Source organism: Micromonospora sp. 050-3, assembly GCF_046549335.1.
Taxonomy (GTDB): domain Bacteria; phylum Actinomycetota; class Actinomycetes; order Mycobacteriales; family Micromonosporaceae; genus Micromonospora; species Micromonospora trifolii.
Map to the genome: position 1 here is coordinate 399700 of NZ_JAJPVX010000001.1, position 23185 is coordinate 422884.

General features: G+C 72.0%; 20 protein-coding genes. 9 read left to right on the forward strand and 11 right to left on the reverse strand.

Features of this window, described 5'->3' with window-relative positions:
• Positions 1-5: 5 nt before the first annotated feature.
• From ACLJOK_RS01920 to nadA, 5 genes are all read right to left on the reverse strand, one after another.
• On the reverse strand, positions 6-4796 hold the full coding sequence (locus ACLJOK_RS01920; protein ID WP_410815744.1) for a WG repeat-containing protein: 4791 nt from the start codon (positions 4794-4796) through the stop codon (positions 6-8).
• A 383-nt stretch (positions 4797-5179) separates the two neighbouring features.
• On the reverse strand, positions 5180-5740 hold the full coding sequence (locus tag ACLJOK_RS01925) for a helix-turn-helix domain-containing protein (protein WP_410815746.1): 561 nt from the start codon (positions 5738-5740) through the stop codon (positions 5180-5182).
• A gap of 173 nt (positions 5741-5913) precedes the next feature.
• Positions 5914-6507 carry a DUF3043 domain-containing protein gene (locus ACLJOK_RS01930; RefSeq protein ID WP_410815748.1) on the reverse strand — a complete coding sequence of 198 codons (594 nt, stop codon included), beginning with the start codon at positions 6505-6507 and terminating at the stop codon, positions 5914-5916.
• Between the two features lie 113 nt (positions 6508-6620).
• Positions 6621-7988 carry a UDP-N-acetylglucosamine 1-carboxyvinyltransferase gene (gene murA / locus ACLJOK_RS01935; RefSeq protein ID WP_410819205.1) on the reverse strand — a complete coding sequence of 456 codons (1368 nt, stop codon included), beginning with the start codon at positions 7986-7988 and terminating at the stop codon, positions 6621-6623.
• 200 nt (positions 7989-8188) lie between these two features.
• A complete protein-coding gene (nadA, locus tag ACLJOK_RS01940) occupies positions 8189-9388 on the reverse strand; it encodes a quinolinate synthase NadA (protein WP_410815750.1) in 1200 nt (399 codons plus the stop codon).
• Between the two features lie 68 nt (positions 9389-9456).
• Between nadA and ACLJOK_RS01945 the strand changes: the two genes are divergently transcribed.
• The 3 genes from ACLJOK_RS01945 to ACLJOK_RS01955 all read left to right on the forward strand — a co-directional run bounded on the left by ACLJOK_RS01945 (position 9457) and on the right by ACLJOK_RS01955 (position 12327).
• Positions 9457-10596 (forward strand): glycerate kinase, encoded by a 1140-nt coding sequence (locus ACLJOK_RS01945; protein WP_410819207.1) that lies wholly within the window; start codon positions 9457-9459, stop codon positions 10594-10596.
• Positions 10597-10777: 181 nt separating this feature from the next.
• On the forward strand, positions 10778-11146 hold the full coding sequence (gene erpA, locus ACLJOK_RS01950) for an iron-sulfur cluster insertion protein ErpA (protein WP_091407494.1): 369 nt from the start codon (positions 10778-10780) through the stop codon (positions 11144-11146).
• Between the two features lie 200 nt (positions 11147-11346).
• Positions 11347-12327 carry a carbohydrate kinase family protein gene (locus ACLJOK_RS01955; RefSeq protein WP_410815752.1) on the forward strand — a complete coding sequence of 327 codons (981 nt, stop codon included), beginning with the start codon at positions 11347-11349 and terminating at the stop codon, positions 12325-12327.
• A gap of 142 nt (positions 12328-12469) precedes the next feature.
• Here the strand turns inward: ACLJOK_RS01955 and ACLJOK_RS01960 are convergent, their stop codons facing one another.
• Positions 12470-12703 (reverse strand): sulfurtransferase TusA family protein, encoded by a 234-nt coding sequence (locus ACLJOK_RS01960; RefSeq protein WP_091407500.1) that lies wholly within the window; start codon positions 12701-12703, stop codon positions 12470-12472.
• Positions 12700-13851: a cysteine desulfurase family protein gene (locus ACLJOK_RS01965; RefSeq protein WP_410815754.1), complete on the reverse strand. Its 1152-nt coding sequence runs from the start codon at positions 13849-13851 to the stop codon at positions 12700-12702. Before ACLJOK_RS01965 ends, ACLJOK_RS01960 begins: the two co-directional genes overlap by 4 nt.
• Positions 13852-14022: 171 nt before the next feature.
• On the opposite strand from ACLJOK_RS01965, the gene coxB reads away from it, so the two are divergent.
• Positions 14023-14994: a cytochrome c oxidase subunit II gene (gene coxB, locus ACLJOK_RS01970; protein WP_266304854.1), complete on the forward strand. Its 972-nt coding sequence runs from the start codon at positions 14023-14025 to the stop codon at positions 14992-14994.
• Positions 14995-15003: 9 nt separating this feature from the next.
• Positions 15004-15429, forward strand: coding sequence for a cytochrome c oxidase subunit 4 (locus ACLJOK_RS01975; protein ID WP_196918976.1), 426 nt, complete (start codon positions 15004-15006; stop codon positions 15427-15429).
• A gap of 155 nt (positions 15430-15584) precedes the next feature.
• Here ACLJOK_RS01975 and ACLJOK_RS01980 read toward each other — a convergent pair whose 3' ends face one another.
• The 4 genes from ACLJOK_RS01980 to ACLJOK_RS01995 form a co-directional block, all read right to left on the reverse strand.
• On the reverse strand, positions 15585-15785 hold the full coding sequence (locus tag ACLJOK_RS01980; protein ID WP_410815755.1) for a hypothetical protein: 201 nt from the start codon (positions 15783-15785) through the stop codon (positions 15585-15587).
• Between the two features lie 273 nt (positions 15786-16058).
• On the reverse strand, positions 16059-17105 hold the full coding sequence (gene trpD, locus ACLJOK_RS01985) for an anthranilate phosphoribosyltransferase (RefSeq protein WP_410815756.1): 1047 nt from the start codon (positions 17103-17105) through the stop codon (positions 16059-16061).
• Between the two features lie 91 nt (positions 17106-17196).
• Positions 17197-17592, reverse strand: a complete 396-nt coding sequence (locus ACLJOK_RS01990) for a hypothetical protein (RefSeq protein WP_091407513.1) — start codon at positions 17590-17592, stop codon at positions 17197-17199.
• A gap of 103 nt (positions 17593-17695) precedes the next feature.
• Positions 17696-18616, reverse strand: coding sequence for a cytochrome c oxidase assembly protein (locus ACLJOK_RS01995; protein WP_410815757.1), 921 nt, complete (start codon positions 18614-18616; stop codon positions 17696-17698).
• A 108-nt stretch (positions 18617-18724) separates the two neighbouring features.
• Between ACLJOK_RS01995 and ACLJOK_RS02000 the strand changes: the two genes are divergently transcribed.
• The 4 genes from ACLJOK_RS02000 to ACLJOK_RS02015 all read left to right on the forward strand — a co-directional run bounded on the left by ACLJOK_RS02000 (position 18725) and on the right by ACLJOK_RS02015 (position 23012).
• On the forward strand, positions 18725-19324 hold the full coding sequence (locus tag ACLJOK_RS02000) for a heme-copper oxidase subunit III (protein ID WP_112582810.1): 600 nt from the start codon (positions 18725-18727) through the stop codon (positions 19322-19324).
• Positions 19325-19394: 70 nt separating this feature from the next.
• Positions 19395-20231, forward strand: coding sequence for a cytochrome c (locus ACLJOK_RS02005; RefSeq protein ID WP_196925329.1), 837 nt, complete (start codon positions 19395-19397; stop codon positions 20229-20231).
• 64 nt (positions 20232-20295) lie between these two features.
• Positions 20296-21384 carry a ubiquinol-cytochrome c reductase iron-sulfur subunit gene (locus ACLJOK_RS02010; protein WP_410815760.1) on the forward strand — a complete coding sequence of 363 codons (1089 nt, stop codon included), beginning with the start codon at positions 20296-20298 and terminating at the stop codon, positions 21382-21384.
• Positions 21381-23012: a cytochrome b N-terminal domain-containing protein gene (locus tag ACLJOK_RS02015; RefSeq protein ID WP_410815761.1), complete on the forward strand. Its 1632-nt coding sequence runs from the start codon at positions 21381-21383 to the stop codon at positions 23010-23012. The genes ACLJOK_RS02010 and ACLJOK_RS02015 overlap by 4 nt, the downstream gene beginning before the upstream one ends.
• Positions 23013-23185: the final 173 nt, after the last annotated feature.

A 23185-nucleotide genomic window follows, 5' to 3' on the forward strand; every position in this document is an offset into this window, starting at 1 on the left:
GTGACTCAGAGCACCGGGTTGGCATCGGTGAGTAGCCGGTCGATCTCCTCCAGCACCTCGGCGCGATCGCGGTGCACAGGGTTGATGAGCGGCACGCCGCGCCGGTCCAGCGCGCCCCACCGCCCGTTGTCGTTCTTGACCAGGAACGCCACCGGGTGGATGACCAGCATCGGGTGCGCCGGCGGCACCAGCACCGTGCCGGTGCGGTCCACCACGCCCCGCCGACCCGCCACGTCGACCACGGCGAGCCCTTCGTCGGTGAAACCATCGATCTGCTGGCCGTCGGCCAACTCGGTGACGAAGCCGTGGTAGCGGGTGGGCACGATGACCCGACCGGTCCGGTCGACCGCCCCCCACCCCTCGCGCCGCACCGCGGCCAGCCCGCGCCGGAACGGTCGTACCTCGGCGAAGTTGGGCGCGACCTGCACCGCGCCGGTCGCGTCGATCGCCGTCCAACCGCCCTCGCCGACCACCCAGGCCAGGCCGTCGCTGAACGGGTGCGCGGCCCGGAAGGACGGCGGGATCACAGTCGTACCGAGCAGGTTGATCAGCGACCAGCGGTCGGTGTCCGGCCGGCGGACCCAGGCCAACCCGTCGTGGAAGGGCTGCGCCTCGGCGTACCGGGCGGGGATGACCACGTCGCCGTCCTGGCTGGTGTAACCCCACAGCGGCCCGTCCCGGTCCGGCAACGGGGGTCGGTCCCGGTCGAGCACCTCGTCACGACCCCGGGGGTACGGCCCGAAGCCATCCGCCTCGGCCCGGACGGTGACCGCGTCGAGGGCCACCCGGACCCGGTCGAGCAGTTCGGCGTCGCCCGCGCCGCGCAGGTCGAGCGCCTTCTCGAAGTGCTCGCAGGCCTCCATGAGCCGTCCCTGGTCGTAACACGACCGCCCGGCGTGCTCGTGCAGCGCGGCCCGCAACCGGTCGGGCAACTCCACCGAGTTGGCCTGGGCGAAGAGCTGGTCGGCCTCGGCGAAGTCGCCGCGCCAGCGCAGCACGTGGGCCAGCCGGGCCTGGGCCAGCGCGGTCCGACGCAGCTCGCCGGTGGCCTCGGCGTAGGTGAGGGCGAGCCGGCCATCGGCCAGCGCGTCGTCCAGGTCGCCGAGAATCCGCGAGGCCACCGCCCGCAGGCTGAGCAGCCGGGCCCGGGCACGGTTGTCGACCGCCGAGCCCAACTTCTCGGTCAGCCGCCGCCGCATGGCCCGCAGGTCGTCCGGCTCCGTCAGCTCCTCGCGCAGGGTGACCGGGTCCAACCGCCACCGGTACGCGGCCAGCACCTGCTCCGGGTCGCCCGGGTCGGCCAGCGACGGGCGGGCCACCACCGGCGGTGCGTCGTCGGGTGGCGCGGACACCGGCTCGTTGTCCCCGTCCGAGCCGCTCCTCGGGCCGGGTACGGCCGAGGCGGGTGGCCCGGACGTCGGCGCCACCGACGCCGGCGGCCCGGACGTCGGTACCGCTGTCGCCGGCGGCCCGGATACGGGTGCCGCGGCGGGCGGTGGTGTCGAGGCCGGTGGCGCGGAGACGGGCGCCGCTGCGGGCGCTGGCGGTGCGGAGACTGGCGCTTCGGAGTACGGCTGCGCCGAGGCGGGTGGTGCGGACACCGGGGCCGCGGTCGGCGCTGGCGGCGCGGAGACGGGCGCGGCGGCGAGGGGCGGCGCGGAGACGGGGGCTGCGGTCTGCGCTGGCGGCGCGAAGACGGGCGCTGTCGCGGACGCTGGTGGCGCGGAGACGGGTGCTGCGGGCGGGGCCGATACCGGCGGCGCCGGGGGAGCGGAGACCGGCGTGATCGAGACTGGCGGTGCTGAGAACGGCGGTGCCGAGACGGGCGGGCTCGTGTCGTCCGCAGACGTTACGGACGGTGCCGCCTCGCCCGGCCACTCGTCGGCTCGCGAGTCATCCGCCGGGCTGGTGCTCGGATCGTCGACCGCGTCCGTCGGCTCGTCGGGTGGCGCGAGTTCGTCCGTCGGGTCGTGCTCGACCGGATCGGTGTCGTCGTCGGGAGAAGCGGTGAAGGGCTGCCGGTCGACCTCGGCTTCGAGGTCGGCTTCGGCCGGCTGGTGCGGGATTGCGACGACAGGTGCGCCGGAGACGGGCTGGTCACCGTCGAGCATTGCCGTGTCGAAACTGGGCTGCGGGTCGTCGTCCAGGTCGTCCGCCCAGAGCCGGGGAGCACCGGAGACGGGATGGGCAGGCGGCGCGGAGACCGGGTCGGAGGCGTCGTCCGGTGTCGACCCGCTGGCGTGCTCGTCGGCCACGTCGACGTGGGTGTCGGCCGCCGGCGTCGACGTCTGCGCGTCCGGTGCGACAGGTGTCGCGGAGAGGTCGGGGTCCCCGGCCGTCGACTCGTCGCCCGGGTCGAACGACCGCTCGTCCGTCGTCGGCTCGCCCTGGTCGGATTCGGCGGGCTGAGCGGGGCTGAACCACGCATCCGGCCCGCGGGTGCCCGGGACGTCGTCCGGCTCGTGAACGGCCGCCACCGGCTCTTCCGAGGGCGGCGGCGGGGGTACGTAGCGGCGCGGCGTACCGGGGGCCGGCGGGAGCGGCGGCGCGACCTCCGCCGCAGGCGGCTGCGAGGCCGCCGGAACCGGAGCCGCGCGGGTCGGGTCGGCCGGGGTCGGGTCGGGTCGGGTCGCCGGTGGCGGCGGTGCCTGCCAGGTGGGTGGCGGGGCCACCGACGGGCGGGCGTCCGCCGTCGGGGCCGGTCGCTCCGGCGAGTACGGGCGCTGCGGCGCGGCCGGTCGATCCGGGGCGGCCGGTCGGTCGGCGGGGTGCTGCCGCTCCGCGGGGGACGAGCGGTCCGGGGAGACCGGGCGGCGGTCGGTCGCCGGGGTGCCGGCCAACGGGTCGCTGACCCGACGGCGGTCCGGACCCGGCTCCTCGCCGCGCCGCTGGTCCGCCGGACGGTCCCTGGTGTCCGGGCCGGGGTAACGCGGGGGCGGTGCGGGATGCGCTCCGGATGCCGGTGGCGGTTCGGCCAGCGGCCGGCGTCCCGATGGCGGGGCATCCGAGCGTTCGTCGGCGACGGGCGGGTCCACCGGCGCGGGCAGGTACTCCAGCCGCAGGCGCGCGGCGGGTGGCCCCGAGACGGGCCGGTCGGAGGCGGGGGAGACCGGGGCGGCCGACACCGGCCGGTCCCAGCCGGGCGCGGCGGGGGAGACGGGGGCGGCCGACACCGGTCGGTCCCATCCGGGGGAGACGGGTGCCGGTGACACCGGTCGCTCCGGGGAGACCGGCATGGCACGGCCGGAGGCGGGCGGCGCCGTCGCGGCCGGGCGTACCGGTCGCTCGTCGTACCGCGCCGGAGTGGCCGCCGGACGCTCGTCGGGCCGCGACTTGGCCGCCGGCCGGTCGGGCCGGGCGGCCGGCCGCGGCGCGACGCCCGGCTCGGCGCTGCGGTACGGGTCCGTGGTGCGGTGCTGCTCGGCGCTGCGGTGCGGGTCGGTGGTGCGGTGCGGGTCGGCGCTGCGGTGCGGGTCGGTGGTGCGGTGCGGCTCGGAGCTGCGGTGCGGGTCGGCGCTGCGGTGCGGGTCGGTGGTGCGGTGCGGGTCGGTGCGGTGGCCGGGCTCCCGGGTGCGGTCCGAGGTGCGGTCCTGCCGCACCGGACCCGGTGCTGGCCAGGGCAGGCTGCCGTCCGACCGTTGGCCCGGCTGCGGCCGGGGCTCGCGGTACGCGTCCTCGCGGTAGCCGTCCTCGCGGTGGCCGTCCTCGCGGTACGTGTCCGGGCGGGCCTGCTCGCGGGGTCGCCGGTCCGGGTACGCCTCGGCGCGGGCCGCCGCCTCACGGGGCTGCTGCCGGTGCGGGTCGGTGTCGGGCCGCCGCCGGTCGTCGTCGAGGCGGGGCTGATCGGGCAGGTCCGGCTCGGGGCGACGTCGTCGTCCACCGTTGGGTGAGGCCGCAGCGCCGATCCCGTCGTCCGCGCGGTAGCGCGGTTCCGGGCGGCGCTGGTCGTCGGCGGCCCGGTCCGGGTACCCGTCGGCGCGGTATCGCGTGCGGCCGTCCACGGGTGCCCACGGGTCGACCCCGTCGGCGATGCGGCCGTCGTTGTCGCGGGTGGGTCGGACGCCGTACCCGTCGCCGGGGTGCCGTTCGTGACCAGCTGCCGGTCGTTCCGGTGTGCCGCGCCGACGTGGTGCGTCGTCCGGCTCGGGCACCCAGCCGGGTTCGGGCCGGGGCGCGGGGGAGACCGGCGGGGAGCCCCGGTAACCCCGATCCCGCTCGGTGGGCTCCTGCCGGGGACGGCGGCTGTCGTACCGCTCGGGGGTGGGCTGGTCCCGGTGCCAGGCGGCTTCCCGCGCGGGCCCCCGCTCGTCGGCGGGGCGTCGGTCGGACCAGGCGGTACGTCGGTCCGACTCGGGCGAGCGGCGTTCGTCGCGGCGGGGCGGTTCGGGCAGCGGACGACGGTACGGCTCGTGGTCGTAGTGGCGGGAGTCGGCGTTGTCGGGCCGGCCGTAGGCGGAGGCGTCCGCCGAAAGCTCGTCGTCGCGGAGTCGGCTGTAGGCCGATGCCTCGCCCGGCTCGTCGTCCACCCAGGATCGGCCGTGAGGCGCCTGGTCCGCCGGTGGTTCGTCGGACCAGGACCGGCCGAGGTAGGTGCCGTCAGGGCGGGTGGGCGCGAGCGGCGGCACCTCGGCGCGTCCGGACACTGTCGCGCGCCCGCGCGGTGGCGGCTGGTGCGGCATGCCGATGTCGCCGGGGTAGCGCTGGCCGGGGAACTGGGGGTGCCACTCGGAGGTCGGCTCGCCCACCCAGGACGGTTCGTTCGGGTCTGGCCACCGGTCGGTGTAGCGGCCGTTCATCCGTCGAGCCCGTCGCCACACCCGGCCGCTGGGCCGATTCTCGCCGGGGGTGAGGTGTCCGCAGCCGCCGTCGGGTGACCGCTGGGCGTCCGGTCGCCGCCTGCCACGCCCCGGTGGCCGGCTCGCGTCCGCTCGCTCACGCGTTGTCACCTCGTTGCAAATTGTCGCGCTGGGGCCGCACGTGCCGGTCAGATCGCCGCTCCGGCAGGCCGTGGCTGCGGATGGAGGGTAACGGCGTGGGCTCGCTCACCGCCACTGTGGCGCCGCCCACCGGCGCAAACGTTATCCCATTGGTTTCGGACATTTGGTCCTATAAGCGAAACTGAACTCCGACCCTACCGCACGCGAGGACCCCCCGGCTGCGGCGGGATCGCCGTCCTCGTTCAGGGGTGCTCCATGATGAGGACGGCGAACGTACCGGGAGCGAGCGCCTCGTAACGGTGCGGGGCGTCACCGGGGAACGTGGCGTAGTCGCCGGGGTCGAGTTCGACCGGCGCCGCCTCGGGCCCCACCCGCAGCCGGCCGGCAGCGACCACCACGTGCTCGATGCTGCGCGGGGTGTGTCCGTGCCCGGCCCGGATCGCGCCGGGTTCCAGCCTGATCAGGTAGACGTCCCGGCGCAGGTGCGCGGCGCCGGCGCTGAGCAGCGTTCCGCTGAAGTCGGCCTGCTCGGAGCGGACCTGCGGCCCGTCCCCGGCCCGGATGACCCGTACGCCGTCGTCGACGGGCTCCACCAGCCGGCTGAACGGCACACCGAGTGCGACGCCCAGCGCCCAGAGGGTCTCCACGCTCGGGTTGCCGGTGCCCGACTCCAGTTGGGAGAGGGTGGACTTGGCCACCCCCGCCCGGCGGGCCAGCTCGGTCAGCGAGATGCCGACCCGTTCCCGCTCCCGGCGCAGGGCGGCGGCGATGGTGGCCAGCGGGGCAGCCGGTTCCGAAGGCATGCCTTCGCTCCATTGGGTCAAACGTTCGGTCTGGCGAACAACGGCAACCCGTTCAGCATGATGAACGCACGACAGGATCCGCGCAGTTACGGCGAAACTGCTGCCTCGGAGATCTCCTGAGGCAGCAGTTTCGCGGAAGTCGCGTGGATCCTGGAGGTGCGGGAGCCCGGGGGTCAGACCTTGTCGCCCAGCTTGACCTGGGGCGCCGGAGCGCGCATCCGCCGGAAGGTGATCGACCGCATGACCGCGTAGAGGAAGAGCGAGCCCATCCGCTGGTCGCTCTTCGGGAAGCGCTCCCGGACCAGCTTGCTGATCTTGCGGCAGATCAGCACCGAGTCGACGACCACGCCCAGCGCCAGCGCGCCCCAGAGCACGTTGGAGACCAGCCGGACCAGCGGCGGCATGGCCCCGTTCGACCCGACCAGCACGACCAGCGCGCCGCCGAAGAACCAGGTGCCGACGGTACGCCGGGAGTCGACAACGTTGCGGGCCAGCAGCCGCTCCGGGCCACGGTCGCGGGGGCCACCCTCGCGGCGGAACTCCGACGCCGCCTCGGCGCGCAGTTGACGGCGGCGCTCCCGCTCCTCCTCCTTGGTCAGGGGGCGAGTGGGGCCGGCCGGGCGACGGCCGACGGTCGGCCGCTTGGGCGTCTCCCGACCCTTGGCCGGGGTGTAACCCCGGGAACGCTCGGCGGTCTCCTCGGGGGTCACCGAGGAGACGGCCTCGTCGACGAGGTCGGTGGACTTGCGGCGAAAGAGCGACGGCACGCGGCAAGGGTAGCCAACGGTCCGCGCCCGGTGCACATCGCGGTACAGCGGCCGACGGCTCCAGGTCGCAGTGCGACCTGGAGCCGTCGTAGCCGAACGATGGGTGACCGAGGTTACGGACGCTCGGCGTGCGCGCCCAGGTCGGCGAGCTTCGCCTCGAAGTCCTCGTAGCCCCGGTTGATCAGGTCCACGCCGTACACCCGGGAGGTGCCCTCGGCCGCGAGCGCCGCGATCAGGTGGCTGAACCCGGCCCGCAGGTCCGGGATGACCAGGTCGGCCGCGTGCAGCTTGCTCGGCCCGGCGATCACCGCGGAGTGCTTGAAGTTACGCCGGCCGAAGCGGCACGGGGTGCCGCCGAGGCAGTCCCGGTAGACCTGGATGTTGGCGCCCATCGAGTTGAGGGCCTCGGTGTAGCCCAGCCGCTGCTCGTAGACCGTCTCGTGGACGATCGACAGGCCGCGGGCCTGGGTCAGCGCCACGACCAGCGGCTGCTGCCAGTCGGTCATGAAGCCGGGGTGCACGTCGGTCTCCAACGCCACCGCGTTCAGCTCGCCACCCGGGTGCCAGAAGCGGATGCCGCCCTCCTGGCCGGGGTCGCCCAGCTTCGGCGCGCGGGCGTCGGTGACCTCGTACTCGCCGCCGACCGAGCGGAAGATGTTCAGGAAGGTCATCATGTCGGCCTGCTGCGCGCCCAGCACCTCGACGTGACCACGGGTCGCCAGGGCGGCGGCCGCCCAGCTCGCCGCCTCGATCCGGTCCGGGATCGGCCGGTGGGTGTAGCCGTGCAGCTTGGGCACACCCTGAATCTCGATCACCCGGTCGGTGTGGACCTTGATGATCGCGCCCATCTTCTGCAGGATGCAGATCAGGTCGATGATCTCCGGCTCCACTGCGGCGTTGCGCAGCTCGGTGACGCCCTCTGCCATCACGGCGGTCAGCAGCACCTGTTCGGTGGCGCCGACGCTCGGGTACGGCAGGGCGAACTTGGTGCCGTGCAGCCCGTTCGGCGCGGACAGGTGCAAACCCTCGGGCCGCTTGTCGACGGTGGCGCCGAACTCGCGCAGGGCCTGGAGGTGGAAGTCGATCGGGCGCGGGCCGATGTGGCAGCCGCCCAGATCCGGGATGAACGCGTGCCCGAGGCGGTGCAGCAGCGGGCCGCAGAACAGGATCGGGATCCGGCTGGAACCGGCGTGCACGTTGATCTGGTCGGTGCTGGCGCTCTCCACGTTCACCGGGTCGAAGACGAGCTCGCCGTCCTCGGTGCCGTCGGTGACCTTGACGCCGTGCAGGCCGAGCAGACCTCGCACCACCTCGACATCGCGGATCTTGGGCACGTCGAACAGTCGGCTCGGGCTGTCGCCAAGCAACGCGGCGACCATCGCCTTCGATACCAGGTTCTTCGCGCCGCGCACGCGGATCCGCCCTTCGAGCGGAGTGCCTCCGTGCACAACCAGGACGTCGTCGGTCAACGCAACCTCCAGCGCGTCGGTGCTGCCGTGTTGATGGTGGGGCGCCTGAACGTCGTCGCTACCCCGGATGCGGCCATGTCGAAACGGCCCGCGTGTGTCGTCGCTTGGGCAGCATAGCCCTCGGTGACGAGAAAGGACTCGGTCACATCGGCGTGTGTGGCATTAATCGGTGATCCGGCACTTTTGCGTACCAAGAGCGCTACGGATCGTGATCAGGACACCGCCGGCGGCGGAGTGTCCGCGCCGGGCAGCGCGAGCATCTGATCCAGCGCCACCCGGGCGTGGTGCGCGGTGTCGACGTCCACCGTGATCTGGTTGACGACCCGGCCCGCGACCAGCTCCTCCAGGGCCCAGACCAGGTGCGGCAGATCGATCCGGTTCATTGTCGAGCAGTAGCAGACGGCCTTGTCCAGGAACATGATCTGCTTGTCCGGGTGCGCCAGCGCGAGCCGGCGGACCAGGTTCAGCTCGGTACCGAGCGCCCACGCCGAGCCGGCCGGAGCCGCCTCGATCGTCTTGATGATGTATTCGGTGGACCCGACGTAGTCGGAGGCCGTGACCACCTCGTGCCGGCACTCCGGGTGGACCAGGACGTTGACCCCGGGCACCCGCTCCCGTATGTCGTTGACGCTGTCCAGCGTGAACCGGCCGTGCACCGAGCAGTGCCCCCGCCACAGGATCATCTTGGCGTCGCGCAGCTGCTGCGGGGTGAGCCCGCCACCGGGCTTGTGCGGGTCGTAGAGCACGCAGTCGTCCAGCGACAGGCCCATCTCCAGCACCGCGGTGTTGCGGCCCAGGTGCTGATCCGGCAGGAAGAACACCTTCGACCCCTGCTCGAAGGCCCAGTCCAGGGCGCGCTTGGCGTTGGACGAGGTGCAGACCACGCCGCCGTTGCGGCCCACGAAGCCCTTGATGTCGGCCGAGGAGTTCATGTACGTCACCGGCACGGTGTCGCCGGCGATGCCCAGCTCGGACAGGGTGTCCCAGGCCGCCTCGACCTGGCCCAGCACCGCCATGTCCGCCATCGAGCAACCCGCCGCGAGGTCGGGCAGGATCACCCGCTGGGTGTCGGTGGTGAGGATGTCGGCGCTCTCGGCCATGAAGTGCACGCCGCAGAAGAGGATGTACTCCGCGTCCGGGCGGGCCGCGGCCTCCCGGGCCAGCTTGAACGAGTCGCCCGTCACGTCGGCGAACTGGATCACCTCGTCGCGCTGGTAGTGGTGCCCCAGCACGAAGACCTTGCTGCCCAGCTTCGCCTTCGCGGCGGTGGCACGGGCCACCAGATCCGGATCGCTGGGCGCCGGCAGGTCGCCCGGACACTCGACGCCGCGCTCGGTGTCGGGGTCGCTGCCCCGGCCGAGCAGCAGCAGAGCCGTCGCCGTGTTGGAGGGTTCCACCCAGGTCGAAGTCACGTAGCCCATGGTCCCACAGCGCGAGCGCGACGCAGCTTCGCTCGGTGTGGGCTGCCACACTGCTCGGCATGCGCGTGCTGCTCTGCCCGGACAAGTTCGCCGGCACCCTGTCCGCACCGGAGGTGGCCACCGCCGTCGCCGAAGGTTGGCGCACCGTCACCGACGGAGACGATCTGCTGATCCGGCCCCTCGCCGACGGCGGGCCGGGCTTCGTGGAGGTGCTCGCCGAAGCCCTCGGCGGCCGGCGGGTGCCGGTGTCGACGGTCGACCCGCTGGGCCGGCCGGCTGCCGGTGAGATCCTGCTCACCGCCGACGGCGCGACCGCCTATCTGGAGAGCGCGCAGGCGTGCGGCCTGCACCTGCTCTCCGCGGCCGAGCGCGACCCGAAGACCACCACCTCGTACGGGCTGGGTCTGTTGGTGGCCGCCGCGGTGGAGAGCGGTGCCCGCACTGTGGTGATCGGGCTGGGCGGCTCCGCCACCAACGACGGCGGCGCCGGAATGCTCGCCGCGCTGGGCGTGACAGCCCTCGACCAGGGCGGCGCCGCGCTGCCGTACGGCGGGGCGGCGCTCGCCGCAGTCGACGCGCTGGACGGCGTTCCTCGACTGCGTGGCGTCCGGCTGGTCGCTGCCACCGACGTGGACAACCCCCTGCTCGGCCTGCACGGCGCGAGCAATGTGTTCGGCCCGCAGAAGGGCGCCGACCGCGCCGACGTGCTGCTGCTCGACGCGGCCCTGGAGCGTTTCGCGGCGGTGCTGGAACGGGACCTGGCCGGTTGCCCGGCGGGGCTCGGCGTGCTGCCCGGGGGCGGGGCCGCCGGTGGCATCGGCGCGGCGCTCCTCGCCCTGGGCGGCGACTGCGAGTCGGGGATCGGCCTGGTCACCCGGGCCACCCGACTCGACGCCGCGCTGGACACCGCCGACCTGGTGATCACCGGTGAGGGGTCGTTCGACCACCAGTCGCTGCGCGGCAAGGTCGTCGCCGGGGTGGCCGGCGCCGCCCGCGACCGGGGAGTTCCCTGCGTGGTGGTGGCCGGGCAGGTGAGCACCGGCCGGCGGGAGGCCGCCTCGGCCGGGGTGACCGACGCGTACAGCCTGGTGGAGCACTTCGGCGGCGATGAGGGCGGCGGGCTCGACGCGGCGCTGAGACGGCCCGCCGAGGGGCTGCGCGAGTTGGGCGCCCGGCTGGCCCGGCAGTGGAGCCGCTGAGCGTCCCGACCGCCAGCGAGCCCGCCCCGACCGAGGGCCGACCTGCGGCGGGGGTCACGCCACGCGGGTGAGCCCGGCCAAGGCGGCGTACGATCGGCTGAGGACCACAACCGGGAATCACTGGACGGCGCGCGACGTTGGCCAGTGCGTCCGGACCCAAACCGCGCAGGGAGACTTCCACGTGACCACGCCAGCGCAGACCGAGTCGACCGAGGCCAAGGCCCCCACTTCCGTCGTCCTCACCGACGTCGCGGCGCAGAAGGTCAAGGCCCTGATCGAGCAGGAGGGCCGCGACGACCTGCGGCTCCGCGTCGCCGTGCAGCCGGGCGGCTGCTCCGGCCTGCGGTACCAGCTCTTCTTCGACGAGCGTTCGCTCGACGGTGACGTCGTGACCGACTTCGGTGGTGTCGAGGTCGTCGTCGACCGGATGAGCGCCCCGTACCTTTCCGGCGCGACGATCGACTTCGCCGACCGGATCGACGCACAGGGCTTCACCATCGACAACCCCAACGCGGGCAGCTCCTGCGCCTGCGGTGACTCGTTCAACTGAGTCACGCACCACACACCAGCGACGATGGGGCCGTTCTTCGGGACGGCCCCATCGCCGTACCGGCCGGCGGTCGCACCGGCCTGGGAGCGGTCCCGAAGGGGGCCGTGGCGGGCTGGTTGCCGTTGTCCGACCGAGCGGTGACCATCGGGTTGCCGTCCCGGTAGGCTGACCGCGCCCTGCTCCCGACCCCGAGGGTTGACATGAAGATCGCCGTCACCGGCTCGATCGCCACCGATCACCTGATGAGCTTCCCCGGTCGCTTCGCCGACCAGCTCATCGCCGATCAACTACACAAGGTGTCCCTCTCCTTCCTGGTGGACGACCTGGTGCTCCGCCGCGGCGGCGTGGCGGCAAACATCTCCTTCGGGATGGGTCAGCTCGGGCTGCGCCCGGTGCTGCTCGGCGCGGTCGGCGCCGACTTCGCCGACTACCGCTCCTGGCTGGAGCGCCACGGTGTGGACTGCGACTCGGTGCACATCAGCGAGGTGGCGCACACCGCCCGCTTCGTCTGCACCACCGACACCGACATGTGCCAGATCGCGTCGTTCTACGCCGGTGCGATGAGCGAGGCCCGCAACATCGAGCTGGCCCCCGTCGCCGACCGGCTCGGCGGTCTGGACCTGGTGCTGGTCGGCGCGAACGACCCCGAGGCGATGCTCCGCCACTCGGCCGAGTGCCGCACCCGCGGGTACGCCTTCGCCGCCGACCCGTCCCAGCAGCTCGCCCGGATGCCCGGCGAAGACGTGGTGGCGCTGATCGAAGGCGCCGACTACCTGATGACCAACGACTACGAGAAGTCGCTGTTGCAGAGCAAGGCGCAGCTCAGCGACGACCAACTGCTGGACCTGGTCAAGGTGCGGGTCACCACGCTGGGCAAGCACGGTGTGGAGATCGCCGGGCGCGACATCGACCCGATCCACGTACCGATCGCACGGGAGATCCGGGCGGTCGACCCGACCGGCGTGGGCGACGGCTTCCGGGCCGGTTTCTTCACCGCGCTCTCCTGGGGCCTCGGCCTGGAGCGCGCCGCCCAGGTCGGCTCGCTGCTGGCCACGCTGGTCCTGGAGACCGTCGGCACCCAGGAGTACGACGTCCGCCGCGACCTGTTCGTCAAGCGGCTCGCCGAGTCCTACGGCGACACCGCAGCGGAAGAAGTCCGCCCCCACCTCCTCCCGGCGTAACCCCCTCCTACCTCGTCGATCATGGAGTTGTGGTGCCCGAATGGTCGCCTTCTATGGCTTCTGTCGCCCACCACGACTCCATGATCGATGCGCGGATGGGCGGGGTGGCTTTGGCGGGACGCCAAGCCCTCGCCGCGCCGGGTTAGTGGGTGCGGCGGACGTCGTAGGCCGGGCCGTCCGGGCCGTTGACCGAGCCTAGGAACTCCTGGCCGCGCATCCGGCACCAGGCGGGAATGTCGACAGCCGCCGCCGGGTCGTCGGCCAGCACCCGGACCACAGTGCCGACCGGCACCTCGGGCATCCGTCGCGCCGCCGCGATCACCGGCAGCGGGCAGCGTTGCCCCCGGCAGTCGATCACCTCGTCCGGCATCGTCACAGCCCCACCACCCCGGCCTCGGCGCGCAGCCCGGTGACGATCCCCGGCAGCTCGGTCAGGAACCGCTCCACGTCCGCCTCGGTCGTCTCCCGGTGCAGGCTGACCCGCACGTTGCCGTGCGAGAGCACCCCCATCGCCTCCAACACGTGCGACGGGCGCAACGTGGACGAGGTGCAGGACGAGCCGGACGACACGGCGAAGCCCCGCCGGTCCAGTGCGTGCAGCAGCGCCTCCCCGTCAACGTACAGACAGGAGAAGGTGACCAGGTGGGGTAGCCGGAGCACCGGGTCGCCGACCACCTCCACGTCGGGCACCTCCGCCGCGACCCGCTCCCGGACCCGGTCCACCAGGGCGGCCAGCCGGGTCGCCTCGGCCGCCGCGTCGGCCGCCGCCGCGCGCAGGCTCGCCGCCGCCGCCACGACCGCGGGCAGGTTCACCACCCCTGGGGTACGTCCGCTCTCCCGCTCGTCAGCCGGCCAGGGTGACTCCCAGCGAGTGCCCTTCCGGACCGCCAGAACCCCCACGCCGGGTGGCCCACCCCACTTGTGGGCGCTCGCCGTGAGCACCGACCAGCCGGCCGGCAGGGGCACCCGGCCCACCGACTGCGCCGCGTCCACGTACAGCGGCACACCAACCTCGGCGCACGCCGCCGCCGCCTCGGCAACCGGCTGCACCGTCCCCACCTCGTGACTGGCGGTAATCAACGCGGCCAGCGCGACCCCGGGAGCCCGAACGGCTGTCGACCACGCCGTCAGGTCCAGCCGGCCCAACCGGTCGACCGGCACCGCGGTGGCGGTCCCGCCCGCGCCGACGTGCCGCTCCGCCGCGTGCAGCACCGCCGAGTGCTCGATCGCCGAGTGCACCAGCGTCGACCCGACCCGGCGTCGCCCCGCCAGGCCCCCGAGCACCGCGCCGTGGGCTGCGGTCGTACCGCTCGGTGTGAAGGAGACCTCGTCGGCGCGGACGCCGAGCGTCAGCGCGGTGGCCTCGCGGGCGGCGTCGAGCAGTTGCCGGGCCCGGCGGGCCTGCGTGTACAGCTTGCCCGGGTCGGCCCAGCCGTCGTCGAGCGCGGCCAGCAGCGCCTGCCGCGCGACCGGATGCATCGGCGCGGCGGTCGCCGCGTCCAGGTAGACCGGGGATGCGCTCACAGAAGAAGACGCTATCGCGGCGGTATGCCTAGGATCCCCCCGATGGGGGTCGGACAGTGACCCCACCACGGCCGAGTCCGTCATGGTCGAGTAATCTGCGACCGTCGGTGACGCCTTTGCCGCAGGTGCTGAGGAAAGACGCACCGCGGCGCGCTAGGGAGGCAGGACCAGGTGGTCGCAAGGAGTTCGGAGGTACGGCCGTCGGCCGTACGGCACAGCGCTTCCCCGGGGGTCGGTGGACGCCGGGGGCGTGGTGCTGGTCGCCTGGCCGGGCTCGGTCTCGGTGGCGTGGCGTTGCTGGTTCTGCTCACGGGCTGTGACGTGGGTCAGACGTTCCACGGCTTCGGCTGGCCGCAGGGCGGCATCTCGCCGGAGTCCAAGCGGATGTACGACCTGTGGATCGCCTCCTGCATCGCCGCGCTCGCGGTCGGCGTCTTCGTGTGGGGCCTGATCTTCTGGTGCGTCGTGCGCTACCGCAAGCGTGGCAACGCGCTGCCGGTGCAGACCCGCTACAACATGCCGATGGAGTTCCTCTACACCATCGCGCCGATCCTGATCGTCTCCGTGCTCTTCTACTACACGGCGATCGTGCAGACCGACGTCGACAAGTTGTCGAAGAACCCGGACGTCACTGTCGAGGTCGTCGCGTTCAAGTGGAACTGGCAGTTCAACTACCGCGACGGTCAGGGCACGGAAGCCCGCACCACCGCGTCGACGCTCGGCACCAGTGAGGTCATCCCGGTGCTGGTGCTGCCGACCAACCGGTCCATCCGGTTCGAGGAGACCAGCCGCGACGTCATCCACTCGTTCTGGGTGCCGGAGCTGCTCTTCAAGCGGGACGTCATGCCGGGCAAGATCCGCAACGTGTTCGAGGTCTCGAGCCTGGACGCCGAGGGTGCCTACGTCGGGCGCTGCGCCGAACTGTGCGGCAGCTACCACGCGTTCATGAACTTCGAGCTGCGGGTGGTCTCGCCGGAGAAGTACGACCAGTTCCTCGCGGCCAAGCAGAGCGGCAAGTCCACCCAGGATGCGCTGTCCGCGATCGGTGAGCAGCCGTACGCGACGACCACGCAGCCGTTCGACACGCGGCGGACGCAGGACAACTTCAACCCGGACGACGTTCCGGCCCGCACGGGAAGCTGAGGCAGCCGCATGAAGACCGAGTGGCGTATCTTCCTGATCATCGCCGGGTTCCTCTTCGGTGCCACCATCCTCTACGGCGCCTGGACGCACGGCGAGTCGGGCGGCGTCGAGTGGGTCGGCACCGTCGCCCTGCTGCTGTCGTTCCTGCTCTGCTCGATGTGCGGTGGCTTCTTCTGGTTCGTCTCCCGCCGCATCGACCTGCGCCCGGAGGACCGCCCGGACGCTGAGATCGCCGACGGCGCTGGTGAGGTCGGCTTCTTCAGCCCGGGCAGCTACTGGCCGTTCGGTCTGGCGCTGGCCGCCGCGATCGCCGCGCTCGGCATGGTGTTCTGGCAGTACTGGCTGATCGGCGCCGGCCTGCTGGCCGTCGTCTTCTCCGCCTGCGGGCTCCTGTTCGAGTACTACAGCGGCACCCGGCGTACCGCCGAGCACTGACCCACCCGGTCGCCGTCGCGACCGACACGGCACGACGAAGGCCCGTTCCCCGAGTGGGGGAGCGGGCCTTCGGCCATGTTCCACCCCGCCTCGGGTGGCGCGGCGGTCAGGGGGTCAGGCGGTCAGGCGGTGCGGGTGGCCAGGCGGCGCTGCGGTCAGGCGGCGCGGCGGGCGGGCTGGCTTCGGCGGGCGGCCAGCCGGGTGACCGGGAAGGCGACCGTGCCGACCACCACTGCGGCGCCGCAGTCGGTGCAGATCAGCTCCGGACAGTCGGTGCCGTGGCTGTCGACGCAGGGAGGCGCCTCGAACAGCGCCACGCCCTCGCAGACGTCGCAGTAGAGCTCGCGGTGCGACACGGGCGTCTCCTCTCGGATACCAGGCGGACCGCGATCGGATGCGACAACGACGCACCGACGGCAGCAGAGAACTACTCAGCTGTAGTTTCCCAGACGGGTCCGACAAATCTCCGCGCACGGTCGCCGCTGGTCGGCATCGGCGCGTGATCCACTCCACTTCAGTGAAGTTGGGGCATCCGGGCTGCACGGACACCACGGATTCAAGGAACCCGAGTGGGTCACCCGCCGAGACGCCGACCGCGGACGGCACCGGCGGGTCGGGTGGTGGTGAGGTCAGGCGGCGGTGGCGGTCTCGATCCAGCGGTCCAGGGTCGCGGCGGCCGCGCCGGAGTCGATCGACTCGGCCGCGCGGGCCAGGCCGGCGCGCAGCGCCTCGGTCAGGTCGCCGTCCAGTGGGCCCTGGGTGGCCAGCGCCGCCGCCGCGTTGACCAGCACCGCGTCCCGGACCGGGCCCGTCTCGCCGGCCAGCAGGCGACGGGCCACGCCCGCGTTGTACGCGGCGTCACCGCCCCGCAGGTCAGCGAGGGTGGCCCGGGGTACCCCCAGGTCCGTCGCGTCCAGCACAGCCTCGCGTACGGTGCCGCCCTGCGCCGCCCAGATCCGGGTCGGCGCGGCGGTGGTGAACTCGTCCAGCCCGTCCTCGCCGCGCATCACGATCGCCGAGTCGCCACGGCCCGCGAACACGCTGGCCATCACCGGGGCCATCCGCAGGTCGAAGCAGCCGACCGCGCCGGCCCGGGGCCGGGCCGGGTTGGTCAGCGGGCCGAGGAAGTTGAAGAAGGTGGGCACGCCGACCTCGCGGCGGACCGGGCCGGCATGCCGCATCCCGGGGTGGAAGCGGGCCGCGAAGCAGAACCCGATGCCGGCCTCCTCGACACAGCGGGCGACCTGCTCCGGGCCGAGATCCAGCGGGATGCCGAGGAACTCCAGCAGGTCGGCGGTGCCGCACAGGGAGGAGGCGGCCCGGTTGCCGTGCTTGACGACGCGGACGCCCGCGCCGGCGACCACCAGCGCCGTCATCGTGGAGATGTTGACCGTGTGGGCGAGGTCACCGCCGGTGCCGACCACGTCGAGCGCGGTACGGCGCAGTTCCTCGGGGAGCTTCACCGGGACCGCGCGACCCAGCATCGCCTCCACCAGGCCGGCCAACTCCGCGGGGGTCTCCCCCTTGGCCCGCAGCGCCACGGCGAAGGCGGCGATCTGCGCCGCGCTCGCCGAGCCGGTCATGATCTCGTCCATCGCCCAGGCGGTGTCGGCGGTGGAGAGTTCGTCACCGCGCAGCAGCGCGTTGAGCAGGTGCGGCCAGGTCCGATCGCCCATGGCGGGCCTCCCGAGCATGCGAAGTGCGGGTGGGCTGGAACCGGCGCCGAGGAGATCCGGCGCCGTGGGGGTGCCGGAGGAGCGTGGGACGTCAGGCGGGTGCGTGCGTCCGCAGCAGCTCGGCCACCGTGCCGCCGGTGGTCACCGGGTCGAGCGGGTGCACCAGCGTCGCGTCGACCTCGGCGTACGCGGCGAGCCATCGGTCGGCGGCGCGGGCGATCACCAGACAGGTCGGGGGAGCGTCGTCCCGGTCGTCCTTGACCTGGCGGGCGATGCCGATGCCACCGCCCGGGCTCGCCTCACCGTCGAGCAGCAGCAGGTCGATCTCGTAGTCGTCGACCAGCCGGATGGTCTCCGCGTAGGTCGACGCCTCGACGAACTCGATCTGCAGACCGGGAGCTGGCCGGGTGCCGACAGCCATCCGCATCCGATCACGGACCTGCGGGTCGTCGCTGTAGAGCAACACGGTGCAAAGACGATCGGTCATGCCGGAACTCCCACCTCGTAGCTGCCCGCAGATCGTACCGGTCGGCGTGACGTAGCCGACATCCCGCCCGGCGTCGCGCGTCGGGGCGAACCGTCCGGGCAGCTCAGGCGGGCGCGGCGTCGGCGGCGCGTTCGCGGGCCTCCTGGCGGTCCAGCTCGCGGTCCACCCGGCGGGCCTCCCGCTCGGACTGCTTGACCCACTGCACCACCAGCACCGCGAGCATGGTCACACTGACGAACTCGCCACCGGCCCAGAGGATGCCGCCGGCGACCACCTGGTCCTGCCACGGGTCGGCCCAACCGAGGTTGAGCGACGGGTACCAGTCGCCGCCGAAGAGCGTGCTGCTCTGCATGATGGTGAGGCCGAGCACTGTGTGGAACGGCACGGAGAGCAGCATCAGCAGCGCACGCGCCGGGTACGGCCAGCGGCCGGGCAGCGGGTCGAGGCCGAGCAGCGGCCAGAAGAACACGCAGCCGGTCATGATGAAGTGCGCGTGCACCAGCTCGTGCGCCCAGGCGTGTTCGAGGGTGTAGCGGTACAGATCACTGAAGTAGAGCACGAACGGGTTGACCACGAAGATGGCGAACGCCACCAGCGGGAAGCTGTAGACCCGGGCGACGCGGCTGTGCACGATCGCGAGCAGGCGCTTGCGTGGCCCGACCGGCAGGGTCCGCAGGGCCAGGGTCATCGGCGCGCCGAGCGCCAGGAAGATCGGCGCCACCATGGAGAGCACCATGTGCTGGATCATGTGCACGGACAGCAGCGCGGTGTCGTACGCGTGCAGCCCGCTGACCGTGACGAGCGCGATGCCGCCCAGGCCGGGGCCGAGGAAGAACACGGTACGGGCGATCGGCCAGCGGTCGCCCCGCAGGCGCAGCCGGTACACCCCGTAGAGGTACAGGCCGGCGGCGAGCACCAGGCCGAGGGCCAGCCAGCTGTCCAGCCGGGTCTCGGTCAGCACCGCGCCGACGGTGAACGGCGGCGGGTCCGAGGTGGCGGCGAAGATCGGATCGACGTGCAGCACGCTTTTCAGGCTAGGCCAGGCGAACCGGACCCTGACGCTCGGGCCACGGAAGGCGCAGGTTTGCCACCCCGCTGATCGGCGGCCCCGGTCAGGGGCAATAATGACGGCGTGACTGCGGCCCCAGCCATTGACAAGAGCCGGATCCACTCTCTGACCCGACCAAACATGGTCAGCGTCGGGACGATCGTGTGGCTCTCCAGCGAACTCATGTTCTTCGCGGCGTTGTTCGCGATGTACTTCTCTATCCGCGCGGCTGCGCCGGAGCAGTGGGAGAAGCACACCGAAGCGCTGAACATCCCGTACGCGACCACCTTCACGGTGATCCTGGTGCTGTCCTCGGTGACGTGCCAGCTCGGCGTCTTCGCGGCGGAGAAGGGTGACGTGCACGCGCTGCGGCGCTGGTTCACCGTCACCTTCGTGATGGGCCTGATCTTCGTCCTCGGCCAGCTGAACGAGTACCGGCACCTGGTCGCCGACGGCATCAAGATCAACGAAGACGGGTACGGGTCGGTGTTCTACCTGACCACCGGCTTCCACGGCCTGCACGTGACAGGTGGTCTGATCGCCTTCATCATCTTCATGGTCCGCACGACCATGGGCCGGTTCACTCCGGCGCAGGCGACGTCGGCGATCGTCGTGTCGTACTACTGGCACTTCGTCGACGTCGTGTGGATCGGGCTGTACGCCATGATCTACTGGCTCCAGTGATCTTGCGCGTCACATTCCGCGCTGCTGCTCCGTCCCCTGAGACAGGTCCAACCGGTTAAGGACACCGCTCATGACTTCTGACAACGACCGCCGACGCGGTCTGCTCGCGCGGCTGCGTGAGCGGCCCGCCGCGCGCAGCAGGGGCCGCCGCCGGCTGGGCGCCGCGGTCCGGCTGATCGCCGCGCTGATGCTCGCCGGCGGCGCATACACCGTCTTCGCCCCGGGCGCGCAGGCGCAGGACAACCCGCAGCTGACCGGCGCCGCCGCCGAGGGCAAGGCGCTGTTCGACGTGAGCTGCGTGACCTGCCACGGCCGCAACGCCCAGGGCGTCGAGGGCCGCGGGCCGAGCCTGATCGGCGTCGGCGCGGCCTCGGTCGAGTTCCAGGTCAGCTCCGGGCGGATGCCGCTGGCCCGCCAGGAGGCCCAGGCGCACCGCAAGCCCCCGGTCTTCACCGACGAGCAGACCCGTCAGCTGGCCCAGTACATCCAGGAGCTTGGCGGCGGCCCGGTCGTGCCCGAGGGCGACGACCTCCGCGAGGACGGCAACATCGCGTCCGGCGGTGAGCTGTTCCGGATCAACTGCTCGCAGTGCCACGCCTTCGGTGGTGGCGGCGGTGCGCTCTCGTCGGGCAAGTTCGCCCCGAGCCTGCACCCCGCTACCGACCGCCAGATCTACGCGGCGATGTTGAGCGGCCCGCAGAACATGCCGGTGTTCGGCGACAACCAGCTCCGGCCGGAGCAGAAGGCCGACATCATCGCCTACATCCAGGAGACGCTGAAGCACGACCAGGACCCGGGTGGGCTCAACCTCGGGCGGTACGGCCCGTCCACCGAGGGCCTGGCGATCTTCCTGGTTGGCATCGTGGCGCTCGTCTTCGCTAGCCTGTGGATTGCGGGTAAGTCGTGATCGAGCAGGCCATCCGATTCAGTGCTGTGGTGCCGCTCGGCGCCACCCGTAGCGAGGTGACGGCATGAGCACCCACCCCGAGCACCAGGCCCCGGAGGGCCGGGAGCCGCTCGACGTGAACGACCCCAAGCTGACCCGGTTCGACATCGTTCGTGAGGGCGCACGCCGCGACGACATCGAGATCGTCCACTACGAGCCGCAGGTGCTGCCGGGCACCAAGGCGGAGCGTCGGCTGACCCGGGTCGTCGCCGGCTTCTTCCTGCTCACCGGCCTGGCCGCGACCGCGTTCATGGTCATCTACATCGCATGGCCGTGGAAGTACGAGGCGGGCCGGGGCGGCGACAAGTTCTACACCCCGCTGCTCGGCTTCACCCTCGGCGTGGCGCTGCTTGCCGTCGGCTTCGGCATCCTGACCTGGGGCAAGAAGTTGCTGCCCAAGGAGGTCTCGATTCAGGACCGGCACGAGGGCCAGGTGGACTCCGAAGGCCGCACGATCACCAGCCAGACCATGCTCTACATGGCGGACGAGCTGGGCGTGAAGCGTCGCCCCCTGCTCGGCATCTCGCTGCTGGCCGGTCTCGCGCCGGTCGCCGCGGTCGCCGCGGCGCCGCTGGTCGGCGGCCTGATCTCGCAGCCGCACAAGAACAACCAGATGTTCACCACCGGGTTCGCCACGGCCGAGGGCGGCGAGCGCATCCGCCTGGTCCGCGAGGACGGCCGTCCGGTCCGTCCGGCGGACATCAGCACCGGTGGTCAGATCACCGTGTTCCCCGGCATCGACCACGGTGTGAGCAACAAGCACGCCGACTCGCCGACGCTGCTGATCCACCTCCGTGACTCGGACGCGCAGGAGTCGCGCCGGGCCAACGAGAAGATCGGCCACGGCGACTACATGTGGGGCAACTACGCGGCGTTCTCCAAGATCTGCACGCACGCGGGATGCCCGGCCAGCCTGTACGAGCAGCAGACCAACCGGCTGCTCTGCCCGTGCCACCAGTCCCAGTTCCTGATCACCGACAACGCCCGGCCAGTCTTCGGCCCCGCCAGCCGGCGGCTGCCGCAGCTGCCGATCGAGGTGGACTCCGAGGGCTTCTTCGTGGCGAAGTCCGACTACACCGAGACCGTCGGGCCTGATTTCTGGGAGCGGCCATGAAGCGTCGAAAGTTTGACCTTGCGGCGACGCCGGGCAAGGCCGCGGTGGGAGTGGACGACCGCTTCCAGGTGGCCACCCCGCTGCGCAAGCTGCTGAACAAGGTCTTCCCGGACCACTGGTCCTTCCTGCTCGGCGAGATCGCGCTGTTCTCGTTCGTCGTGCTGCTGCTGACAGGTGTGTTCCTCACCTTCTTCTACGAGCCGGCGATGACCGAGGTGGTCTACGACGGCAGCTTCGCGCCGTTGCAGGGCACCCCGATGTCCGCCGCGTACGCCTCCAGCCTGGACATCTCGTTCGACGTCCGTGGTGGTCTGGTGATGCGGCAGATGCACCACTGGGCGGCGCTGCTGTTCATGGCCGCGATCGTCGTGCACATGCTCCGCGTCTTCTTCACCGGCGCCTTCCGCAAGCCGCGCGAGACCAACTGGATCATCGGTTCGCTGCTGTTCTGGGTTGGCTTCCTGGCCGGCTTCACCGGCTACTCGCTGCCGGACGACGGCCTGTCCGGCACCGGCCTGCGGATCGCCTCGGCGATCATGCTGTCCATCCCGGTGATCGGCTCCTGGGTCACCTCGTCGATCTTCGGCGGCGAGTTCCCGGGCACGATCATCATCAGCCGGTTCTTCATCGCCCACGTGCTGCTCATCCCGGGTCTGCTGGTCGCGCTGATCAGCGTCCACCTGGGTCTGGTCTTCAAGCAGAAACACACCCAGTGGCCCGGCCCCGGCCGGACCAACAACAACGTGGTCGGCGAGCGGATGTTCCCGCGGTACGCGCTGAAGCAGGGCGGCTTCTTCATGGTCGTCTTCGGCGTCATCGCGCTGATGGGCGGTCTGTTCCAGATCAACCCGATCTGGTTGTTCGGCCCGTACGAGGCGTGGGTGGTCTCGGCCGCCAGCCAGCCCGACTGGTACGTCATGTTCCTCGACGGGTCGACCCGACTCATGCCGGCCTGGGAAATCAACATCCCGCTCGGCGACGGGTACGTCATCCCGCCGCTGTTCTGGCCGACAGTCGTGCTGCCCGGCATCCTGGTGGGCCTGTCGACGATGTACCCGTTCCTGGAAGCTCGGCACCTCAAGGACCGCAAGAACCACAACCTGCTCGAGCGTCCCCGGGACGCCCCGGCCCGGACCGCCGTCGGCGCCATGGCCGTGTCGTTCTACATCGTGCTGACGCTCTCCGGCGCCAACGACGTGATCGCCGACAAGTTCCAGATCAGCTTGAACGCGATGACCTGGGCGGGCCGGATCGGCCTGCTGGTGGTCCCGCCGCTGGCGTACTACGTCACCTACCGGCTCTGCCTGGGTCTGCAGCAGCACGACCGGGAGGTGCTCGCGCACGGCGTGGAGACCGGCATCATCCGGCGCCTGCCGGACGGCCGGTTCGTCGAGGTGCACCAGCCGCTCAGCGCGTCCAACGGGCGCGCGGACGGTCACGGTCAGCTCGACTACGTCGGCTGGGTAGTGCCCAAGAAGATGAACCGGCTGGGGGCCCTCGGCCCGGCCATCCGGGGCTTCTTCTACCCGATCGAGAAGCCGGTCGAGGCGCCGGTCTCGCCGGGGCACCCGCCGGTCGAGGCCCGACCCGAGCGCGAGGAGATCGGCAGCGGCGAGAGCCGCCGCTGACCGCCCAATCGCACAGTTAAGGGGCGCCCGCCGGATTCCGGCGGGCGCCCCTTCGTATTCACACCCCGCGACCCATCCGACCAGGAGTCGGACGGCCCTGATGGGACCGGTCGACCCCGCGCGACGGGCGATCGCAGGAATAACCCCGGTGAGCCGGGTATCCGTGCGGTCCA